At 69.3% G+C, this 17941-nt stretch carries 23 protein-coding genes; 6 read left to right on the top strand and 17 right to left on the bottom strand.

The genetic code is table 11. The annotated features are described in order from the left end of the window. Position 1 precedes the first annotated feature (1 nt). Positions 2–949 carry a carbohydrate kinase gene (locus AB0E69_RS22025; protein WP_360148835.1) on the bottom strand — a complete coding sequence of 316 codons (948 nt, stop codon included), beginning with the start codon at positions 947–949 and terminating at the stop codon, positions 2–4. Continuing rightward, the gene (gene glpX / locus AB0E69_RS22030) at positions 946–1980 is read right to left on the bottom strand and encodes a class II fructose-bisphosphatase (protein ID WP_360148838.1); all 1035 of its coding nucleotides are present in this window, start codon (positions 1978–1980) and stop codon (positions 946–948) included. Before glpX ends, AB0E69_RS22025 begins: the two co-directional genes overlap by 4 nt. Before the next feature lie 62 nt (positions 1981–2042). On the opposite strand from glpX, the gene AB0E69_RS22035 reads away from it, so the two are divergent. Together AB0E69_RS22035 and AB0E69_RS22040 are read left to right on the top strand one after the other, a co-directional pair. Continuing rightward, positions 2043–2660, top strand: a complete 618-nt coding sequence (locus AB0E69_RS22035) for a DUF4245 domain-containing protein (protein WP_360148841.1) — start codon at positions 2043–2045, stop codon at positions 2658–2660. Positions 2661–2857: 197 nt separating this feature from the next. Beyond that, a complete protein-coding gene (locus tag AB0E69_RS22040) occupies positions 2858–3508 on the top strand; it encodes an NTP transferase domain-containing protein (protein WP_360148844.1) in 651 nt (216 codons plus the stop codon). A 22-nt stretch (positions 3509–3530) separates the two neighbouring features. On the opposite strand, the gene AB0E69_RS22045 is transcribed toward AB0E69_RS22040, so the two are convergent. Both AB0E69_RS22045 and AB0E69_RS22050 read right to left on the bottom strand, forming a co-directional pair. Then, the gene (locus tag AB0E69_RS22045) at positions 3531–3851 is read right to left on the bottom strand and encodes a multidrug efflux SMR transporter (RefSeq protein WP_360148847.1); all 321 of its coding nucleotides are present in this window, start codon (positions 3849–3851) and stop codon (positions 3531–3533) included. After that, positions 3851–4447 carry a flavodoxin family protein gene (locus AB0E69_RS22050; RefSeq protein WP_360148850.1) on the bottom strand — a complete coding sequence of 199 codons (597 nt, stop codon included), beginning with the start codon at positions 4445–4447 and terminating at the stop codon, positions 3851–3853. Before AB0E69_RS22050 ends, AB0E69_RS22045 begins: the two co-directional genes overlap by 1 nt. A gap of 40 nt (positions 4448–4487) precedes the next feature. Here AB0E69_RS22050 and AB0E69_RS22055 point away from each other — a divergent pair, with 40 nt between their 5' ends. Next, positions 4488–5108, top strand: coding sequence for a helix-turn-helix domain-containing protein (locus AB0E69_RS22055; RefSeq protein WP_360148853.1), 621 nt, complete (start codon positions 4488–4490; stop codon positions 5106–5108). A gap of 14 nt (positions 5109–5122) precedes the next feature. On the opposite strand, the gene AB0E69_RS22060 is transcribed toward AB0E69_RS22055, so the two are convergent. Beyond that, the gene (locus AB0E69_RS22060; protein WP_360148856.1) at positions 5123–5332 is read right to left on the bottom strand and encodes an exodeoxyribonuclease VII small subunit; all 210 of its coding nucleotides are present in this window, start codon (positions 5330–5332) and stop codon (positions 5123–5125) included. Then, a complete protein-coding gene (gene xseA / locus AB0E69_RS22065) occupies positions 5329–6549 on the bottom strand; it encodes an exodeoxyribonuclease VII large subunit (RefSeq protein ID WP_360148859.1) in 1221 nt (406 codons plus the stop codon). Before xseA ends, AB0E69_RS22060 begins: the two co-directional genes overlap by 4 nt. Positions 6550–6812: 263 nt before the next feature. Here xseA and AB0E69_RS22070 point away from each other — a divergent pair, with 263 nt between their 5' ends. Then, a complete protein-coding gene (locus tag AB0E69_RS22070) occupies positions 6813–7835 on the top strand; it encodes a 4-hydroxy-3-methylbut-2-enyl diphosphate reductase (protein WP_360148862.1) in 1023 nt (340 codons plus the stop codon). Here AB0E69_RS22070 and AB0E69_RS22075 read toward each other — a convergent pair. From AB0E69_RS22075 to AB0E69_RS22085, 3 genes are all read right to left on the bottom strand, one after another. Continuing rightward, positions 7828–8466: a hypothetical protein gene (locus tag AB0E69_RS22075; RefSeq protein ID WP_360148865.1), complete on the bottom strand. Its 639-nt coding sequence runs from the start codon at positions 8464–8466 to the stop codon at positions 7828–7830. The two genes, AB0E69_RS22070 and AB0E69_RS22075, sit on opposite strands and share 8 nt — an antisense overlap. Before the next feature lie 3 nt (positions 8467–8469). Next, positions 8470–8988, bottom strand: a complete 519-nt coding sequence (locus AB0E69_RS22080; RefSeq protein ID WP_360148868.1) for a SigE family RNA polymerase sigma factor — start codon at positions 8986–8988, stop codon at positions 8470–8472. Positions 8989–9084: 96 nt separating this feature from the next. Then, positions 9085–9453 carry a helix-turn-helix domain-containing protein gene (locus tag AB0E69_RS22085; RefSeq protein ID WP_360148871.1) on the bottom strand — a complete coding sequence of 123 codons (369 nt, stop codon included), beginning with the start codon at positions 9451–9453 and terminating at the stop codon, positions 9085–9087. Positions 9454–9536: 83 nt separating this feature from the next. On the opposite strand from AB0E69_RS22085, the gene AB0E69_RS22090 reads away from it, so the two are divergent. After that, positions 9537–10151 (top strand): NAD(P)H-binding protein, encoded by a 615-nt coding sequence (locus tag AB0E69_RS22090; RefSeq protein ID WP_360148874.1) that lies wholly within the window; start codon positions 9537–9539, stop codon positions 10149–10151. Here the strand turns inward: AB0E69_RS22090 and AB0E69_RS22095 are convergent. The 8 genes from AB0E69_RS22095 to AB0E69_RS22130 all read right to left on the bottom strand — a co-directional run bounded on the left by AB0E69_RS22095 (position 10135) and on the right by AB0E69_RS22130 (position 17334). Continuing rightward, positions 10135–11256: an aromatic ring-hydroxylating dioxygenase subunit alpha gene (locus AB0E69_RS22095; protein WP_360148877.1), complete on the bottom strand. Its 1122-nt coding sequence runs from the start codon at positions 11254–11256 to the stop codon at positions 10135–10137. The genes AB0E69_RS22090 and AB0E69_RS22095 overlap by 17 nt on opposite strands. 7 nt (positions 11257–11263) lie before the next feature. Beyond that, positions 11264–11701, bottom strand: coding sequence for an SRPBCC domain-containing protein (locus AB0E69_RS22100; RefSeq protein WP_360148880.1), 438 nt, complete (start codon positions 11699–11701; stop codon positions 11264–11266). Next, positions 11698–12036 carry a metalloregulator ArsR/SmtB family transcription factor gene (locus AB0E69_RS22105; RefSeq protein WP_360148883.1) on the bottom strand — a complete coding sequence of 113 codons (339 nt, stop codon included), beginning with the start codon at positions 12034–12036 and terminating at the stop codon, positions 11698–11700. The genes AB0E69_RS22100 and AB0E69_RS22105 overlap by 4 nt, the downstream gene beginning before the upstream one ends. A gap of 40 nt (positions 12037–12076) precedes the next feature. Beyond that, a complete protein-coding gene (locus AB0E69_RS22110; RefSeq protein WP_360148886.1) occupies positions 12077–13264 on the bottom strand; it encodes a glycoside hydrolase family 64 protein in 1188 nt (395 codons plus the stop codon). Positions 13265–13391: 127 nt separating this feature from the next. Next, positions 13392–14552: a DNA recombination protein RmuC gene (locus tag AB0E69_RS22115; RefSeq protein WP_360148889.1), complete on the bottom strand. Its 1161-nt coding sequence runs from the start codon at positions 14550–14552 to the stop codon at positions 13392–13394. A 46-nt stretch (positions 14553–14598) separates the two neighbouring features. Beyond that, a complete protein-coding gene (locus tag AB0E69_RS22120) occupies positions 14599–15573 on the bottom strand; it encodes a methyltransferase (RefSeq protein ID WP_360148892.1) in 975 nt (324 codons plus the stop codon). A gap of 31 nt (positions 15574–15604) precedes the next feature. Beyond that, the gene (locus tag AB0E69_RS22125; RefSeq protein WP_360148895.1) at positions 15605–16390 is read right to left on the bottom strand and encodes a polysaccharide deacetylase family protein; all 786 of its coding nucleotides are present in this window, start codon (positions 16388–16390) and stop codon (positions 15605–15607) included. Positions 16391–16467: 77 nt separating this feature from the next. Beyond that, on the bottom strand, positions 16468–17334 hold the full coding sequence (locus AB0E69_RS22130; protein WP_360148898.1) for a DUF817 domain-containing protein: 867 nt from the start codon (positions 17332–17334) through the stop codon (positions 16468–16470). A gap of 72 nt (positions 17335–17406) precedes the next feature. On the opposite strand from AB0E69_RS22130, the gene AB0E69_RS22135 reads away from it, so the two are divergent. After that, positions 17407–17937: a GNAT family N-acetyltransferase gene (locus AB0E69_RS22135; RefSeq protein WP_360148901.1), complete on the top strand. Its 531-nt coding sequence runs from the start codon at positions 17407–17409 to the stop codon at positions 17935–17937. The last annotated feature ends 4 nt before the right edge of the window (positions 17938–17941 follow it).

Genomic DNA, 17941 nt, shown 5'->3' on the forward strand with positions numbered 1-17941 from the left:
GTCACGCACCCCACTGCGCGGTGTGCTCGGCCACCGTCGGCGGGTCGGCGCCATGTCGGGTACAGGTGATCGCTGCGGCCTTCACCGCGTAGTCGACGACCTCCCGCAGGTCCTCGGTCGTCAGCCCGGCCAACCGCTTCTCGCCGAGCAGCTCCCGAGCATGCAGCCCAGCGATCAGCGCAGACATGAACGAGTCACCTGCCCCGACCGTGTCGACCACCTCGATCTTCGGTGCCGGTACGTCGACCTGTCCGTCCCGGCTCACGCCAAGTGCACCGTCACCGCCTCGGGTGATCACCACACACTGCGTCCGGTCCGCGGTCAGCAGCTCCGTCGCGATCTCCTCCGGCGACAGGCCGGGGCGCAGGAACTCGCAGTCCTCGTCGCTGAGCTTCACCAGATCGCTCATCGCCGCCAACGCCCGTACGGCGGACCACGTCGAGACCGGGTCCGGGGTGATGGTCGGCCGCGCGTTCGGGTCGAGCGTCACGGTCACCGGCTGGTGGGCGACCGACGTCAGGAAGTCCCGGATCGCTGCCGCACCAGGCTCCAGCACAGTCGCGATCGAGCCGGTGTGGATCGCCGGGCAACCCCGCGACCACGACAGCGCGGGCGGGTCCCAGGTGATGTCGAACTGGTACTTCGCCACGCCGGCCGCGTCGAGCGTCGCCGTCGCCGTACTGGTCCGGAAGTTCGGGTCCACCGACCCGGGCGCGAGCTGGACCCCGTTCCCGAAGAGGTGCGCGCCGAGCTGATCGCCGTACGGGTCCGTGCCGAAGCGCGTCACCAGCTCGGTCGGTACGCCGAGCCGCGCCAGCCCGACCGCCACGTTGGCGGGGGAGCCGCCCGGGGTCGCGTTGGTCTTCCCGTTGCCGTTGCGGGTGGTGCGGGCCGCCGGACCGACGATGTCCACGAGAGCCTCGCCGACGACGAGGACGGGTGTGCTCATCGCGCGTGCTCGAAGTCGATGGAGGAGTACGCGCGCAGCTTGGACAGCTGGTGGACGCTCTCGATGCTGCGGATCGTGCCGCTGCGGGACCGCATCACCAGCGAGTGCGTCCGCGCGGTGGACCGGCCGTAACGGACCCCGCGCAGCAGCTCGCCGTCGGTGATGCCGGTGGCGACGAAGAAGCAGTCGTCGCCGCTGACCAGGTCGTCGGTGTCGAGGACGCGGTCGAGGTCGTGACCGGCATCGAGCGCCTTCTGCCGCTCCGCGTCGTCGCGCGGCCAGAGCTTGCCCTGGATCTTCCCGCCCAGGCACTTCATCGCGCAGGCGGCGATGATGCCCTCCGGAGTACCGCCGATGCCGAGCAGCATGTCCAGGCCGGTGTCCGGCCGGGCCGCCTCAACCGCGCCGGCGACGTCACCGTCGGTGATGAACTTGATCCGCGCGCCGGTGGCCCGGATCTGCGTCGCCAGGTCGTCGTGCCGCGGCCGGTCGAGCAGGACGACGGTGACGTCGTCGACCGTCGAGCCCTTCGCCTTGGCCACCCGGCGGATGTTCTCCGCGACCGGGAGGCGGATGTCGACCACCCCGGCGGCTTCCGGACCGACCACGAGCTTCTCCATGTAGAACACCGCGGACGGGTCGTACATCGAGCCGCGCGCGGACACGGCCATCACCGCGATGCCGTTGTTCATACCCTTCGCGACCAGCGTCGTACCGTCGACCGGGTCGACCGCGACGTCGCACTCCGGGCCGTCGCCGGCGCCGACCTGCTCGCCGTTGTAGAGCATCGGGGCGTTGTCCTTCTCGCCCTCGCCGATCACGACCACGCCGTTCATCCCGACGGTGCCGATCAGCGTGCGCATCGCGTTCACGGCCGCGCCGTCGGCGCCGTTCTTGTCGCCGCGCCCGACCCAGCGGCCCGCCGCCATCGCCGCGGCCTCGGTGACCCGGACCAGTTCGAGGGCCAGGTTCCGGTCAGGCGCATGCGCGTCGACCTCCAGATGGGCAGGTGGGGTCGTCGGCTCGCTCATGCCAACGGATCGTAGTCGTGGCCCCTGTTCGGGCGGATTGGGGGCCGCGAGACACTGGGTGCATGAGTTCCCAGGAGGCCGGCGCGCAGGACAAGGCGCGAGAGAAGGCGCGGGCGAAGGCGCAGGCGCTGGCCGAGGCCAACGAGTACCGGCAGGCGTACCGGCGCGACAAGGCCAAGTCGCAGACCGTGTGGAACCTGGTCTTCGCGATGCTGGTCTGCCTGGTCGTGGTCGCGTTCCTGATCGTCGTCACCTGGCGGCCGAAGCAGGAGACGGTCAAGCCGGTCGAGTACACCGCCCAGCTGCAGGACGCCCGGGCGGCCGCCGCGTGGGTGCGCGGGCCGGAGCCGATGCCGTCCGGCTGGACCGCGACCAGCGTGGAATTCCGCGCGCCGGAGCAGGAGCCGATGACGTGGCACCTCGGAGTGGTCACCGACCAGAAGAAATACGTCGGTCTCGAACAGTCCAATGTGACCGGCGGCAAATTCCTCGCCGACAAACTCGGCCGGACCGACGACGACGGTACGTCGACGGTCGGTGCGGTGACCTGGCAACGCAAGGTCCTGCTCGACCGCAAGGGCGAGAACGCGTTGGTCCTGGTGGGTTCCGGAGTCACCACCATCGTGACCGGAAATGCGGGCTATTCCGCTCTTGAAACGTTTGCTTCCGTGTTGCACTGACGGTTGCACTGACAGTTGTCAGCTGGTTACTGACCATTCTCCGGGCGATTCCGCCCACTTTCCGGACGACCGTTGACACGTACACCCGTGCCGGGAAACCATCAGGGCTCGGCTGTCGTTCGCTCGGGGAAAAGCGGAAAGAGCCCAGGGCATGTCTGCCTTCATCGCGCCCTCCAGAGCTCGGAGCTGATGCTCCGATGTTCGTGACCGGGCTGCTTCTCGGCGCCGACAGCTCCCCGCGCCTCGGTGCGCCGTGGCAGTTGCTGGCCTACAACGGTGAGACGTTGCTCGGCGCGTCGCTGCGGACCGCGCGCGAGTGCGGCTTCGACCAGCTGGTCGTGACGCTGGGCAGCGCGTCGGAGCAGGTCCAGGACCGGGTCGACCTGGACGGCGTACGCGTGGTCGAGTCGCCGCACGCCGACACCAGCAGCTCCTCGATCGTGCCGGCGCTGGACGCGGTCGACCGCCGGACCGACGGGATCATCGTCATGCTCGGGGACCAGCCCGGCGTCACGTCCGCCGCCGTGTGGTCGCTCGTCGCCGAGGCCAGCACGCCGATCGGCCTCTGCCGGTACGACGACGGCGAGAGCTACCCGTGCTGGTTCGGCCGCGAGCTCTTCGGTGAGCTGCGCGGCCTCCGCAGCGACTCTGACGTGTGGTCCCTGGTCGAGGACGGCGGCCACCCGGTCACCAAGGTCGATGCCATTGGCAACATTCCGACCCGGGTGACGACGTGGCCGGAGTACCACGAGCTCCTCGGCACCGCCGCCCCGGCCGAAGAGCTGCCGCTGGACACCCATCCGGTCCGGGCGTCCAGGGCGCGGACCCGGCGGCGGTTCTCCTACTAGTTCGCAGTACTGGTTCGGAGCGCTAATCCGCCCCGACCAGCCGGAGGCCGACGACCCCCGCGACGATCAGGGCGATGCAGGCCAGGCGGGCCGGGGTGATGGGCTCGTGGAACAGGACGATCCCGAGCGTCACCACACCGACCGAGCCCAGGCCGGTCCAGACCGCGTACGCCGTACCGACCGGAAGGCGGTCGAGCGTCTTCGCCAGCAGGACGACCGAAATCACACCGAACACCAGGACGCCGATCGTCGGCCAGAGCCGGCTGAACCCCTCGCTGGGTTTGAGGCTGAGTGCGAACGCGATCTCGAACGCGGCCGCCGCCAGCAGTACGAGCCAGGCCATTACGCCGCCAGTGCTCCGCGCAGGTGCCGGTGGGTGACGGCCGCGACCCGGGCACCGAGCGCGGCGGCGGTCCGCAGGTCCGTGGCCGGCGGCGCCTTCTCGGCGGAGAGGTCCGCGTCGGACTGCGCCATTGCGCCGAGCCAGCTGCCGAGGCGGTTCAGGTCCTCGATGCTCGCGGTGCTCTCCGCCCAGCCGGGGTAGATGTCCAGGCCGACCCAGATCATCCCGTGCTGCGCGGCGAACACGGTGAAGTCGACCAGGCTGTTCAGCTTGTCGCCGGACATCGCCTTGGAGTTGGTGAACCCGGCCGCGATCTTGTCCCGCCAGGCCAGGTCGGCGGCCCAGATCTTCACGCTCTCCTCGGCGAACTTCTTGAACACCCAGCTCGGGCTGCCCATGTACGTCGGGGCGCCGAAGATGATCGCGTCCGCCGCCGTGAGGCGGGCCCACACCTCGTCGGTCAGCTCGTCGAGGGGGACCAGATCGGTGATGGTGTTCGGCACCGAATCCGCGCCGGCCGCGACTGCTTCGGCCTGCTTCGCGGTGTGTCCATAGCCGGAGTGGTAGGCGATCGCCACTCGCGCGGTGCTGCTCATGTGTTTCCTCCTGAGGTTCTAGCGGACTACAGTCCGTCTTATGAACGACAGTACCGGACCGCAGTCCGCTTCACAACGGAGTCTCCCGGTGGTGGGGGAGCCGCGCCCGGAACGCGCGGACGCCCGGCGCAACCGGCTCCGGGTGCTGGAGGCGGCCGACCGGTTGTTCACCGAGCACGGGGTGAAGAACGTGTCGCTGGACGCGATCGCGGCCGAGGCGGGGGTGGGGAAGGGGACCGTCTTCCGGCGCTTCGGCGATCGTGCCGGGCTGGCCGTCGCGTTGCTGGACGAGCGCGAGCAGGAGCTCCAGGCGAAGATCCTCACCGGACCGCCGCCGCTAGGCCCCGGTGCTCCGGCTGTCGACCGGGTGGTGGCCTTCCTCGACGCCTACCTGGACCTGCTCGACCGCCACGTCGAACTCTTCATGGACAGCGAGAACGCATCAGACGGGGCCCGCTACCGCATCGGCTCGTACCACCTCTGGCACCGCCACCTCTCCCACCTATTGGAGTCCACCCCCCTCGACGCCGACTACACAGCCCACGCCCTCCTGGCCCCCCTAGCCGCCGACCTCCACAAATCCCTCCGCGACGCAGGCTTCCCCCTCGACCGCCTGAAAACCGGCCTGAGAACCATGGCTGCAACCCTCTTGTCGTCCTGACCAGGAGCGGGTTCTCAGTTGGATTTCTCGTCGGCTTGCTGGGCCTTGGCGAGTCTTTCGCGGGCGCCGTCGAGCCAGTGTTGGCAGGTGGTGGCCAGGGTTTCGCCGCGTTCCCAGAGGGCCAGGGACTCCTCGAGGGTGGTGCCGCCGGCTTCCAGTTTGCGGACGACCTCGACGAGCTCTTCGCGGGCTGCTTCGTAGGACAGTTCGGGTCGGTCGGTCACTTGTTCTCCTCGGGCTTGACTTCGACCGTGAAGCGGCCGTCGCTGACTCGTGCTTGCAGCAGGTCGCCCGCCGCTACTTGGTCCACTTCCCGCACGGCGGTGCCGTCCGCCAACTGGAGCACGGAGTACCCACGCTCCAGCGTCGCCTTGGGCGACAACGCCCGCACGCTCGCCAGCCGGTGCGCGAGATCGTCACTCGCCCGGTCCAGACGATGCGTCAGCGTACGGCGGGTGCGCTCGACCAGCGCCGCGATCTCGTCGGATCGCCGCTGGATGTCCGTCACCGGTGCCGCCAGCGCCGGCCGGCTGCGAATCGCGGCCAGCGCATGCGACTCGCGGTCCAGCCAGGACGTGATCGCCCGCCACCCACGCTCGCGCAGCAGCCGCACGCCGTCGAGCTCCTCGCGGACGTCGGGCACGATCCGCTTGGCCGCGTCCGTCGGCGTGGACGCGCGCAGGTCCGCGACCAGGTCGAGCAGTGGTGAGTCCGGCTCGTGCCCGATCGCGCTCACGACCGGGGTCTTGGTGTTCGAGACCGCCCGGATCAGGCCCTCGTCGGAGAATGGCAGCAGGTCCTCCAGCGAACCGCCGCCGCGCGCGATCACGATCACCTCGACCGAGTCGTCCGCGTCCAGCTTCCGCAGCGCCTGCATCACCTCGCCGGCCGCCGACGGTCCCTGCACCGACGCGTATTCGATCCGGAACGCGACCGCCGGCCAGCGCCGCTTCGCGTTCTCGAGCACGTCGCGCTCGGCGGCGGAGTCGCGGCCGCAGATCAGCCCGATGGTGTGCGGCAGGAACGGCAGCTTCCGCTTCCGGTACGCCGCGAACAGCCCCTCGGCCGCGAGCAGCTGCTTGAGCCGCTCGATCCGCGCCAGCAGCTCGCCGATCCCGACGTGGCGGATCTCGCTGACCGCGAGCGCGAGCGTGCCGCGGCGGGCGAAGAAGTTCGGCTTGGCGTTCACCACCACCCGCGAACCGTCCGTCACCGGCGGGTCGACCGCCTCGAACACCCGCCGATTGCACGTGAACCGCAAGGAGATGTCCGCGTCGGTGTCCCGCAGCGTCCCGAACACGGTCGTCGTCCCCCGCCCGATCGAGACGTCCGTCAGCTGCCCCTCGACCCACACCGCACCGAGCTGGTTGATCCAGCCGGCAATCCCGTTCGCGATCGTCCGAACGGCCGCAGGCGCTTCCGGCGACGTCTCCAAAGCCACCCCCAGACCCTACGACCCGGCACCGACAATCCCTAACGTTGCGTGACCCGCGGCGAAAATCCGTTGCCGGGACAGCAATCCTGAACCATCCTTGAGGAGCTGGAACACCTCCCGCGGCGGAGCCGTCCGGACAGGGCGGACGGCTCCCCGATGTAGGTGCTGTAGGCAACTAAAACCAGCGGGGCGTGACGCCGCTCACAACGTCTGGAACAGGGTGCAAGCACCCGTCCGGCGCCGTTCACCCCGGCCCGTACCATGGAGCTGTGACTGCCCAGCCTGAGGATCTTGGTACGACGACCGCGAAGCGGGTGCTGCTCGCCGCGCCGCGGGGGTACTGCGCCGGCGTGGACCGAGCCGTGGTGGCGGTCGAGAAGGCGCTCGACCTGTACGGGCCGCCGGTCTACGTCCGCAAGGAGATCGTGCACAACAAGTACGTCGTGCAGACGCTCCAGAAGCGGGGCGCGATCTTCGTGGACGAGACCGTCGAGGTGCCGGAGGGGGAGACCGTCATCTTCTCCGCGCACGGCGTCGCGCCCGTCGTGCACGCCGAGGCCGCGGCCCGGCAGCTGAAGACGATCGACGCGACCTGCCCGCTGGTGACCAAGGTGCACCAGGAGGCGAAGCGGTTCGCCGCGACCGACTACGACATCCTCCTGATCGGCCACGAGGGTCACGAGGAGGTCATCGGCACCTCCGGCGAGGCCCCCCAGCACGTCCATCTCGTCGACGGGCCGGACGACGTACCCAACGTCACCGTCCGTGACCCCGACAAGGTCGTCTGGCTCTCCCAGACCACGCTTTCGGTCGACGAGACGATGGAGACGGTACGCCGCCTGCGCGAGCGCTTCCCGAGCCTGCAGGACCCGCCGAGCGACGACATTTGCTACGCCACCCAGAACCGCCAGGCCGCGGTCAAGAAGCTCGCGCCCGAGGCTGACCTGATGATCGTCGTCGGCTCCCGCAACTCGTCCAACTCGGTCCGCCTGGTCGAGGTCGCGGTCGAGCACGGCGCAAAGGCGGGCTACCTGGTCGACTACGCCGACGAGATCGAGGAGAAGTGGCTCGAGGGCGTCCAGACGGTCGGCATCAGCAGCGGCGCGAGCGTGCCCGAGGTGCTTGTCCGCGACGTACTGCGCTGGCTCGCCGAGCGCGGGTACGGCGACGTGCACGAGGTCACCACCGCGGAGGAGAGCCTGACCTTCGCCCTCCCCCGCGAGCTGCGCACCGACCTCAAGTCGGCCGGCCTCCCCACCACCGGCACCTCCGACCACGCGTGGACTATTTGACCGTCACGTGCGTGACCACGGTCGTCGGGAACCAGCCCTTCGTCCCGCAGTAGGTCACGGTGTACGTGAACTTGTAAGTGCCGGCCTTCTTGTAGGTGTTCGGGTCCAGGTCGTACGTTTCTGACCCGGCCTTCAGCTTCGTCCGCGCGCAGTCGACGCCACCACCGTCGGAGCCGCTGCTGTTCCCGTCGCCGTAGGTGTAGTTCGCTCCGGCGGACAGGTCCAGGAACGGGGTGTCCGCCGGCAGCAGGGTGCCTTCGGGCACGGCCTTCGGGATGAACGCCTTCCCGGACACCGTCGCCCGCATCGTGACAGTGCGCCCTTTGATCGTCGGCTTCAGCACCACCTGGATCGGTGGCGTCGGCTTGGGCGGAGCCGTCGGCGGGCCGGTGACGATCGACTTCGGGGCGCCCGGGGTGTTTGTGACCGGCGGCGCTCCGCCGATGTCGGTGAGGTTGCCGGCTGCCAGCGAGATCCCGACGATCGCGGCCACCGCCAGTCCGCCGACGACGGCCGTACGGCGCCGCCGTACCGTCCGGACGCGGGCGAACACGGCCTCGCTCGGCACCGCACTCGGCGGCGGGGGATCGGCGACCAGCCGCTCGAATCGGGTCTTCAGGTCTTCGGTCATGGCTCAGCCCTCCTTCTGGGCAGGGGAGGCGACGGCGTCGACCAGGTGGTGCTCCCGGAGCTTGGCCAGCCCGCGGGACACGTTGCTCTTCACGGTGCCGACAGAGCAGCCCATCACCTTGGCGATCTCGGCCTCGGGCAGATCTTCGAAGTACCGCAGCACGAGCGTGGCCCGGACCCGTTTGGGCAGCGTGGCCAGGGCCCGGAGCAGCTGGTCCCGATCGTCGACGACGCCGTACTCGGACTTGGTCGCGGGCTCGGGCAGTTCCTCGGTCGGCAGCTCGCCCTTCCACTTGCGCCGCCACCACTGCGTGCTGGTGTTCACCATCACCGTCCGGGTGTAGCTCTCCAGCGCGTTCCCGCTGCGCAGCGAGTTCCGGTGGAACCACACCTTGGTCAGCGAGGTCTGCACGAGATCCTCGGCCAGGTGCCACTCCCCGGTCAGCAGGTAGCCGAACCGCTGCAACGCGGTGAACCGCCCGTCCACGAAGTCCGCGAACTCCCGATCCCGTCCCGGATCCATCCCGCACCCCACCTTCGCTCGTCCCGACCTGGAGTGTGATGAGGCAGAGGTCGAGGAAGGTTGAGCCGTGACGCGACCGAGTGACGGTCGCAACACTCAGGACACGGAGTCGTACTGCGCCTGGGCGTGGGTGATCGCCGGCAGGTGCTTCTCGGCCCAGTCGGTGATCGCCTCGATCGGCGTGATCAGCGACTCGCCGACGGGGGTCAGCGTGTAGACGACCTTCGGCGGGATCTCGGCGAAGACCTCGCGGGTGACCAGGCCGTCGCGTTCCATCCGGCGCAGCGTCTGGGTGAGTACCTTGGGCGCCACCCGGCCGATGCCGTCGCGGAGCTCCGTGAAGCGGAGCGGGCCGTGCCGGAGCAGCAGGACGACAAGCACCGTCCACTTGTCGCCGATCCGGTCGAGGATCACGCGCGTCGGGCAGTTGGGGTCGAAGACGTTCCCGCGGTCATTGGTTACCACAAGGTACTTATAGCACGTTGAAGTAGCCAGTTACCAATGGTTACTGTCACAAGCGAACTTACTGACTGAAAGGAACTCACCAGATGAAGATCGCGGTGTACGGCGCGAGCGGGATGGTCGGGAGCCGGGTGGCGACCGAGGCGGCGAACCGAGGGCACGAGGTCACCGGCGTCACCCGGTCCGGCGGCGACCTCCCCGAGAACGTGCAGGCGGTGCAGGCGAGCGCGAACGACATCGCCGCCGCCAAGGAGCTGGCAGCCGACGCGGACGCGCTGGTCGCGGCGATCGGCCCGAGCCGGACCGGTGGTGACCCGCAGGAGTACCTCGACGCGATCGACAACCTGATCGCGGCGGTCCGCGGTACGGCGACCCGTCTGATCGTGGTCGGCGGCGCGGGCAGCCTCGTTGTCAACGGCAACCGGGTCGTCGACGGCCCGGACTTCCCGGCCGAGTACAAGACCGAGTCGCAGACGGTCGCGCAGGCCCTCGAGACGCTCCGCGGTACCGGCGAGGACGTCAACTGGACCGTGCTCTCCCCGGCCTTCGTGATCGCCCCGGGCGAGCGCACCGGCACCTTCCGGCTCGGCCTGGACGAGCCGGTCGGCGACCACATCTCCGCCGAGGACTACGCGGTTGCCCTGGTCAACGAGCTCGAGGCGCCGGCCCACAACCGCAAGCGTTTCACCCTCGGCTACTGAGTGCCTTCCCGAGGTACCCGCGGGCGAGCATCGTCACCCACTGGTAGACGGCGTCCTCCGCGGGTGCCAGCGGGCCGGGGCGGAAGTGCGGGGACTCGGCGCCGCGCTGGACCGATTCACAGGCGGCCCAGTCCTCGCGGTTCGTGATGTCCCAGAAGTCCACGGCGTACGACGGATCCGTGACCTCGGGCCGGAAGTACCACGAGCACTCGATCGCGGTCAGTCCTGGTGCCTTGGGGTCGAGTCGGTGTGTCATCACGTAGTCGGGGTGCAGCGAGAGCAGCAGGTTGGGGAACAGCCCGAGGTAGTTCACCCGGCGCGGATCCACGCCCGGCAAGGGAACGCCGTACGACCGTCCGTCCAGTGACATGGTCTCTGCCCCAGGTCGCAGGTCCATCAGTCCGCCGACCCATGCGCCCGGCAGGTTCCAGTTGTCGCCGGACGTCGGCGGCGACACCTTGCACAGCTCCGGGTGAATCAGTGGGCAGTGGTAGCACTCGTGGTAGTTCTCCACGATCGTCTTCCAGTTCGACGCCACGTCGTACGCATGCCGCGCCTTCAGCACCAGCGTTTCCGGCGCGTACGGCGCCACGAGCTCCGTCAGCCCACCGAGGTGATCGGCGAACGAGGTCGCCGTACCGGTCGCATTGACGAACAGCCAGCCGTGCCACACCTCGGCCGGCAGCTCGACCAGCCCGTACGGCGTGGGGTCGAAGCCGTCGCCCATCCGCGGCGCCGTCTTCACCGCGCCGTCCAGCTCGTAGGACCAGCCGTGGTACGGGCACACCACCGCCCGCCGGTCGCTCGTTTCGCCCCGCTGGAGCAGCTCGTGCCCGCGATGCCGGCAGGTGTTCGCGAATGCCCGCGGCCGGTCGGCGAAGGTGAGGACGGTCGCGATGTCCCCGACGGTCACCGCGCGGTACGTCGTCCCCGCGGACAGCTCGTCGACGCGGCCGAGGCAGGTCCAGGTCCCGGCGAAGAAGTGCCGGCGTTCCCAGTCGAGGACCGCGGGATCGGTGTAGGCCGCCCGCGGCAGCATGACGGACTCGCCGTGCGGACGCAGCGATGCTTCCAGGGCGCGGGGGTCGACGGGTGCGTTGGCCATGGGCCAACTATGCGGAGTGCTCGACGTACTTGCCCAGCACGTAGTCCCATCCCGTGTCGTAGCTCAGGCGCGACTGGCCGGCGTCCGCGCGGCGGTCCCAGCCGGAGTGGACCAGCTCGACCTCGGTGCCGTCGGAGACCTGGGTGAAGCTGACGGTCACCTGGCTGGCCTGCTGCGGATCCTGCCCAGGGTGCCAGGTGAAGCTGACCGACTTGGGCGGGTCCCAGTCCGACACGGTGCCCCAGTGCGCGATATCGCCGTCCACGCCGTACTCCGTGATCCGGCCGCCGACCGCGCCGTCGAACCGGACGCCGCGGGCCGCCTCCGCGCCCACCGAGTGGCTGAACATCGGCCACCAGGCGGAGGTCTCCGCGGTGAAGACCTCGAACGCGCGCTCCGGCAGCACCGGCACGGTGACCCTCTTGACCAGTGGTTCGGTGCTCATCCCTGCTTCCCCTCGGTTCGGTGGATGTGCTCGGCGTACGCGTCGAGTGCGTTGCCCCAGAACTGGTCGAGCCAGTCCCGGAGTTCGTCGAGACCGGCGCGGTCGACGCGGTAGATGTTCCGCGTGCCGCGCGGTTCGTGCCGCACCAGACCGGCCGCGCCGAGCACCTTCAGGTGCTGCGAGATCGCCGGCCGGCTGACGGGCACCTGCTCGGCCAACGTGCCGACCGAGCAGGGCCCGCCGGTCCGGAGCGTCTCCAGGATCACCCGGCGCGTCGGGTCACCCAGCGCGTCGAGCACCGGTCCGGCAGCGGCGAGCGATCCGTAAGTTCCCACGAACGGTAAGCTGCCACTAACCGAGGCTTACGTCAAGACGTCAGTTGAACGGGTCGAGGATCAGGCCGGCCGCCTGCGGGTTGCCGTCGTGGACGAGCGACTCGTGGTTGCCGACGTCGTCGAACGCGAACGCGTACGCCTTGCCGTCGGCCATCTGCGCGTGGATGGTCTTGGCGTACCGGTTGGTGACCGCATCCTGGTAGAAGCCGGCGTCGTTCGGGTCCGGCTGGTTCGGGTTGGTGAGCAGGGTCGAGCGGTTGTAGCCGGCGCAGAGCGTGCGCGAAATCGGGCCGCGGACCTGGTCGTTCGGGGCGTCCAGGAACTTGAAGCAGCCGAAGACGCTGGCCGAGTCGGGTTTCTGGAACGACGTCACGACCGCGCCGGAGCTGTTGGTGAAGTTCATCGTGCTGCCGGAAACGCGTCCGAAGTACTTCGTGTTCGGCTGGTCGCCGAACGGGGTGACGGTCAGCGTCTGCGAGCTGTACTTCGACCAGACCCGGTTGATGTAGTCGTCCATCGCGTTGGCCGGCAGTGCGCCGGTCTCGACGCCGTACAGCGGGGCGAGTGCCCGCAGTACCGAGCCGTCGGGCCCGGTCTGGACGAGGTTGCCCCAGCCTGCGTTGCGGAGGCCGTTGTAGACGGCGTTGTAGCCGCCAGGCTTGAGGTGGCCGGTGGTCAGCGTGGCCCCGCCGCCAGTCCGCACGCTGACGGCGTACGGCGCGGAGAACAGGTCGACCTGGGTGCTGTTGATGAACAGCCCGCCGTCGTTGAGCGTGTACTCCGACCAGTTGAACAGGATGTTGCGGTTCGGGTCGGACGGGTTCTGTACCGCGGGCTGTACGAGGCCACCGGTGGTCAGTTTGAAGACGATCTTCTGGCCGTAGGAGAAGTAGATCCGGCCGGAGAACTTCGGCAGCTGGATCGTCCTCGACTGGCCGTTCGCCGGTCCGGCGATCGACGCGTCCGGCGCCGGTGTCGGTGGATTGCCGCCGGGCGGCCAGGCGTGGAAGGTACCCGCGGCGTCGGCCCAGCCTTGCTGGCCGGTGGTGAGATTCGTGCCCAGGTTGTAGATGTAGACGGCGTCGCCACGGCCGGAGTTGTTCGTGATCGTGAACGGAATGGTCGCGGGCACCGCCGCGTCGGCCGGCCGGTCCGCGTGGGTCGACAGCAGTCCGGCCACCGTTGCCGCGGCGGCGGCGATCGCCAGTACTCGGGTCCTGATACGCACAGTTCCTCCTCGCGTGGACGTGAGAGAGCGCTCTCATCGTTCCGCGAGACGACCACCGGCTGTCAACACCTCACTACTGTCGGCTTTCCGCCACTTCCTCCTGCGCACGCAGGCCGCCGAGGGGGCGTCAGCCTGCGTGCCATCTCCGGGTGGTGTCGGGGTCTTCGAGGGGGAGGAACTCGGGGGCGGTCAGTGGGCGGACCGAGGCTTCGATCGACTCCATTGCGGTGAGTTCGGCTTCGGTGACGTGGAGGTCGCGGAGTTTGCGGGCGGTGATGAAGACGCGGCGTTCGAACGAGCCGACCGTGCCGTTGTAGGCCTCGACGGCCGAGGTCAGCGAGCGGCCGACGCGGCCGAGGTGCTCGCCCATCGTGCCGAGGCGCTCGTACAGCTCCCGGCCGAGCTCGAAGACCTGCTGGGCTGACTCGGTCAGCGCGGACTGGTTCCACGCGTACGCCGCCGCTCGCAGGGTCGCGATCAGCGTCGTCGGCGTTGCCAGGATCACCCGGCGCTCAGCGGCGTACTCCAACAGGCTGGGCTCGACGTCCAAGGCCGCGGACAGGAAGGACTCACCGGGCACGAACAGGATGACGAACTCGGGCGTCGGCGAGAGCCGGGTCCAGTACGCCTTCGCCGAGAGCTGGTCGACGTGAGTCCGCAGGTGCCGCGCGTGCGCCCGCAGGCGCTCCTCCCGGTACTCCGCGTCGTCCGATTCGCTCGCCTCGAGAAAGGCGGCCAGCGGCACCTTCGAGTCGACGACCAGATTCTTGCCCTCGGCAAGTCTCACCACCAGGTCCGGCCGCAGCAACCCGTCCTCGCCGACGGTCGTCGTCTGCTCGGTGAAGTCGCAGTGCGCGACCATGCCGGCCAGCTCGACGGTCCGGCGCAGGTGCAGCTCACCCCAGCGCCCGCGCACCTGCGGCTTCCGCAACGCGGTCGACAACGACGCCGTCTCCCGTCGCAATGCCTCGCCACTCATCCGCACTTCGTTGACCTGTTGATGCAACTGGCTCTGCCACGCGGCCCGACCTTGCTCGAGCTGGTTCAGCTGTGCATGCAGGCGATCCAGCGCCTCCTTGACGACCGCCTGCCCACCCAGCTGCTGCCCGACCGACGTCCGCTCCTGTGTCAGCTCGACGACTCGATCCTCGGCCGCATCCCGCTCAGCGGTGACGCGCGCGAGCTGGGCGCCGTCGCGTCCCCGCACCCAGAGCACGCCGAACACCGCCCCGAGCAACAGCCCCACCACCAGGAAGAGCAGCACCAACAACACCGTCGTACCGGTCATGTCACAGATAGTGCCGAAGGCCACCGACAGTTTCTGGAGTACACGCTCAGCGAGTGGCAGCGGCCTCGATCACGAAGGGCATGCTCGCGGTGGAGACGGTGTCGACGAGCTCGAGGTCTGCCGCGGCGAGGAGCGTGCGGTACTCGTCGGTGGTGCGTTCGCGGCCGCCGGTCATGATCAGCATGTTGAGGTCGGCGAACGCCGTCCGGAGGGGATCGGGAGAGCGGTCCAGGAGTTGCTCGACCAGGAGCAGGCGGCCGTCGGCGGGGAGCGAACGGCGGCAGACGCGGAGGATGTCGATCGACTCGGCGTCCGCCCAGTCGTGGATCACCGACTTGAGCACCAGTGCGTCGCCGACCGGGACGCTCTCGAAGAAGTTGCCGCCGACGACTTCGAAGCGGCCGGTGCCGGCGCCCGCCACCACGTCGGGCTGGTCGAAGAGCACACCGTTGACGGCGGGGTACCGGGTGAGGATCGCGTTCAGCAGCCGGCCGTGCCCACCGCCGATGTCGACGACCGTGGCGAACCGGCCGAAGTCGTACGCCGTGACGACCGCCTCGGCCAGCCCGTCCGAGGCCGACGTCATCGCCGCGTCGAAGGCGGCCTGCTCCTCCGGTCGCTTCGCGCGGTACTCCCAGACCGGCTCACCGTGCATGGCCGGGAACGCCGTCGTACCGGTGCGGATGCTGTCCTCGAGCCCGGTGTACGCCTGCCAGTGCGACCCCCGGCCGATGAAGCGAGCCCAGCCGGCGAGCGAGCGCGGCGCTTCACTCCGCAGCGCCGCGCCGAGCTCGGTGTTCTCGTACCTGTCCGCAGAGACGGAGTAGAGCCCGAGGACGGTCAGCGCATGCATCAGGCGGGTCAGCGCTTGGGCGTCCGTCTTGGTCGCCGCGGCCAGCTCGGCCACGCTCCGCGGACCGTCGGCGAGTACGTCGCTGATCCCCAGCCTGGCGGCAACGTGTATCGCCTGCGTGACCTGGTACCCGCTCGCCAGGCGGTGCAACTCTCGGGCAGCATCCATGGCTCATTCTGCGCCCGGGAGGGCCGATCGGTCAGCAGTCCATCGCGGCGAACGTATAGCCCTGCGCCTTGAAGACGGTGAGGACCTGGTCGAGCGCGGCCACGGTCTCGGCGCGGTTCCCGCCGCCGTCGTGCATCAGGATCACGTTGTGGTTGCGGGTGTGGGTGAGGATGTTGCGCACGATCGCGCTGACGCCCGGCCGGGCCCAGTCCCGCGGGTCGACGTCCCAGAGCACCTGGACCATGCCGGCGGCCCGGATGTCGGCGCGGACCTTCGGGTTCGTCGCGCCGTACGGCGGCCGGAAGCAGGTGGACCTCGGTCCGTCGAAGATCTCGTGGTGCCGCCTCGCCGGGCTGATCGCGGTCAGCTGCGGGTGCGTGATCGAGTGGCTGCCGATCGTGTTGCCGGCGGCAAGCACCTGCTCGCGCAGACCCGGGTGCGCGGCCTGCATCTCGCCGAGCTCGAAGAACGTCGCGTGCGCGCCGTGCTTACCGAGCACCTGCAGGATCTGCGGCGTCCAGAGCGGGTCCGGGCCGTCGCCGAAGCTGAAGAACAGCACCTTTTTGTTGCCCTGGGCAATCGCCGCGGTCGGGTTCGGGGCCGGCTGGTGCGGGGTCGACGGCGGCGCGTTGCCGGTCGGGGTCTCGGTCGGTGTCGGCGTGGGCGACGGCGTATTGGTCGGTGTCGACGAGGTCTGCGTGGACGCGGCCGCCGGCTTCGGCTGGCGGTCGTGGCCGAGGGCCAGGACCAGCAGCGACCCGACCACGACGGCCAGCGCCACTCCGGTCGCCACGATGGCGGCGAACTTGCGCGACATGATGCTCCCCTTGCACTTCAGGCGGTTGTTCCCCAGTCACAGCCCCCTCACAGGAGCCTCACACCTGGGAAGACGCCTTATTCGTCAACCTGGTTGGCAAGGTCATGTTGCGGTGCGATCTCGACTGTTGCGGGCGTACCCCGGTGGTACAACCGGCCCTCGAGCGACTTCACGCTGGCGACCAGGACGAAGCTCATGCTGACCAGCAGCGACCAGGCGCCGAACTTCGCGGGATGCACGAGGTGCCACACGTTCACCTGGTCGGGGTAGTTCCACGCGTCGAGGAACGTGCCGAAGTTCTCGGCGATCCAGAGGAAGAACCCGATCAGCCCGAACGACACCGCCAGCGGCATCCGGTAGCGACGGACGCCGACGGTGAAGAAGACCCAGGTACGGCGCAGCACGACGAGCAGGCCGAGCGCGATCGGGATCCGCAGGTCGGGGAGCCAGTGGTGGGTGAAGAAGTTCGCGTAGATGCCGACCGCGAAGATCGTGGTGAGCACCGGCCGGTAGTTGCTGACCCGGAGGTCGAAGCGGCGCCAGGCCTGGCACAGGTAGCTGCCGACGGCGGCGTACATGAAGCCCGCGAAAAGAGGTACGCCGGCGATCTTGGTCACCGCGTCACCGGGGTACTGCCAGGAGCCGACGTGGACCTTGAACAGTTCGAGCGCGAGGCCGACGAGGTGGAAGCCGAAGATGACGGCGACCTCGCGCCAGGTCTCCAGGCGGATCAGCCAGAACAGCAGGGTCAGGCCGAGGCAGTAGATCAGCAGGGCGTCGTACCGCGCGATCGGGAGGTCGACGTACTTCGAGATCGCCAGGCCGGCGAACAGGAAGGCCGGGAACAGGCACGACACCAGCTCCAGGCAGCCGAAACGCAGGAGCTGCAGGCAGCCGAACACGAAGCGTGAGGAGAGGCCGGCGCGATCGGTCCAGGTGGTCACAGACTGGAGACGTCGCTTGCGATCGGCTGGTTCGGACCGGTAGATGAATTTGCAAGGGACGGGAGGGCGCGAATGGATCCGAAGGTGGTCTACGAGACCGACCGGCTGGTGGTGCGCGACTGGGCGGAGCAGGACGGCGACCGGGTGTTCGACATCTACCGCCGGTGGGAGGTCTCGCGCTGGCTCGGCGCCGTCCCGCGGGTGATGGCCGACCGGGGCGCGGCGAGCAAGGTGATTCAGCGCTGGTCGGAGCGCAACCAGGACCCGACGTACGGGATCTGGGCGGTCGAGGAGCGTTCCAGCGGGACGGTGGCGGGGACTGTACTGCTGGTGCCGCTGCCGGAGCCGTCGGACGGGACCGCGAGCAAGGGCGAGGTCGAGGTGGGCTGGCACTTCCACCCGGACGCGTGGGGGCGCGGCCTGGCCACCGAGTCGGCGCGGGGTGCGATCGAGCACGGCTTCCGCGCCGGCCTGAGCGAGATCCACGCGGTGGTGCGACCGGACAACACGGCGTCGCTCGCGGTCTGCCACCGGCTGGGGATGACGCCCCTCGGCCGGACCAACCGCTGGTACGGCGCGTCGCTGGAGGCCTTCCTGATCTGACGGA

The sequence above is a fragment of the Kribbella sp. NPDC026611 genome (assembly GCF_040638345.1).
GTDB lineage: Bacteria > Actinomycetota > Actinomycetes > Propionibacteriales > Kribbellaceae > Kribbella.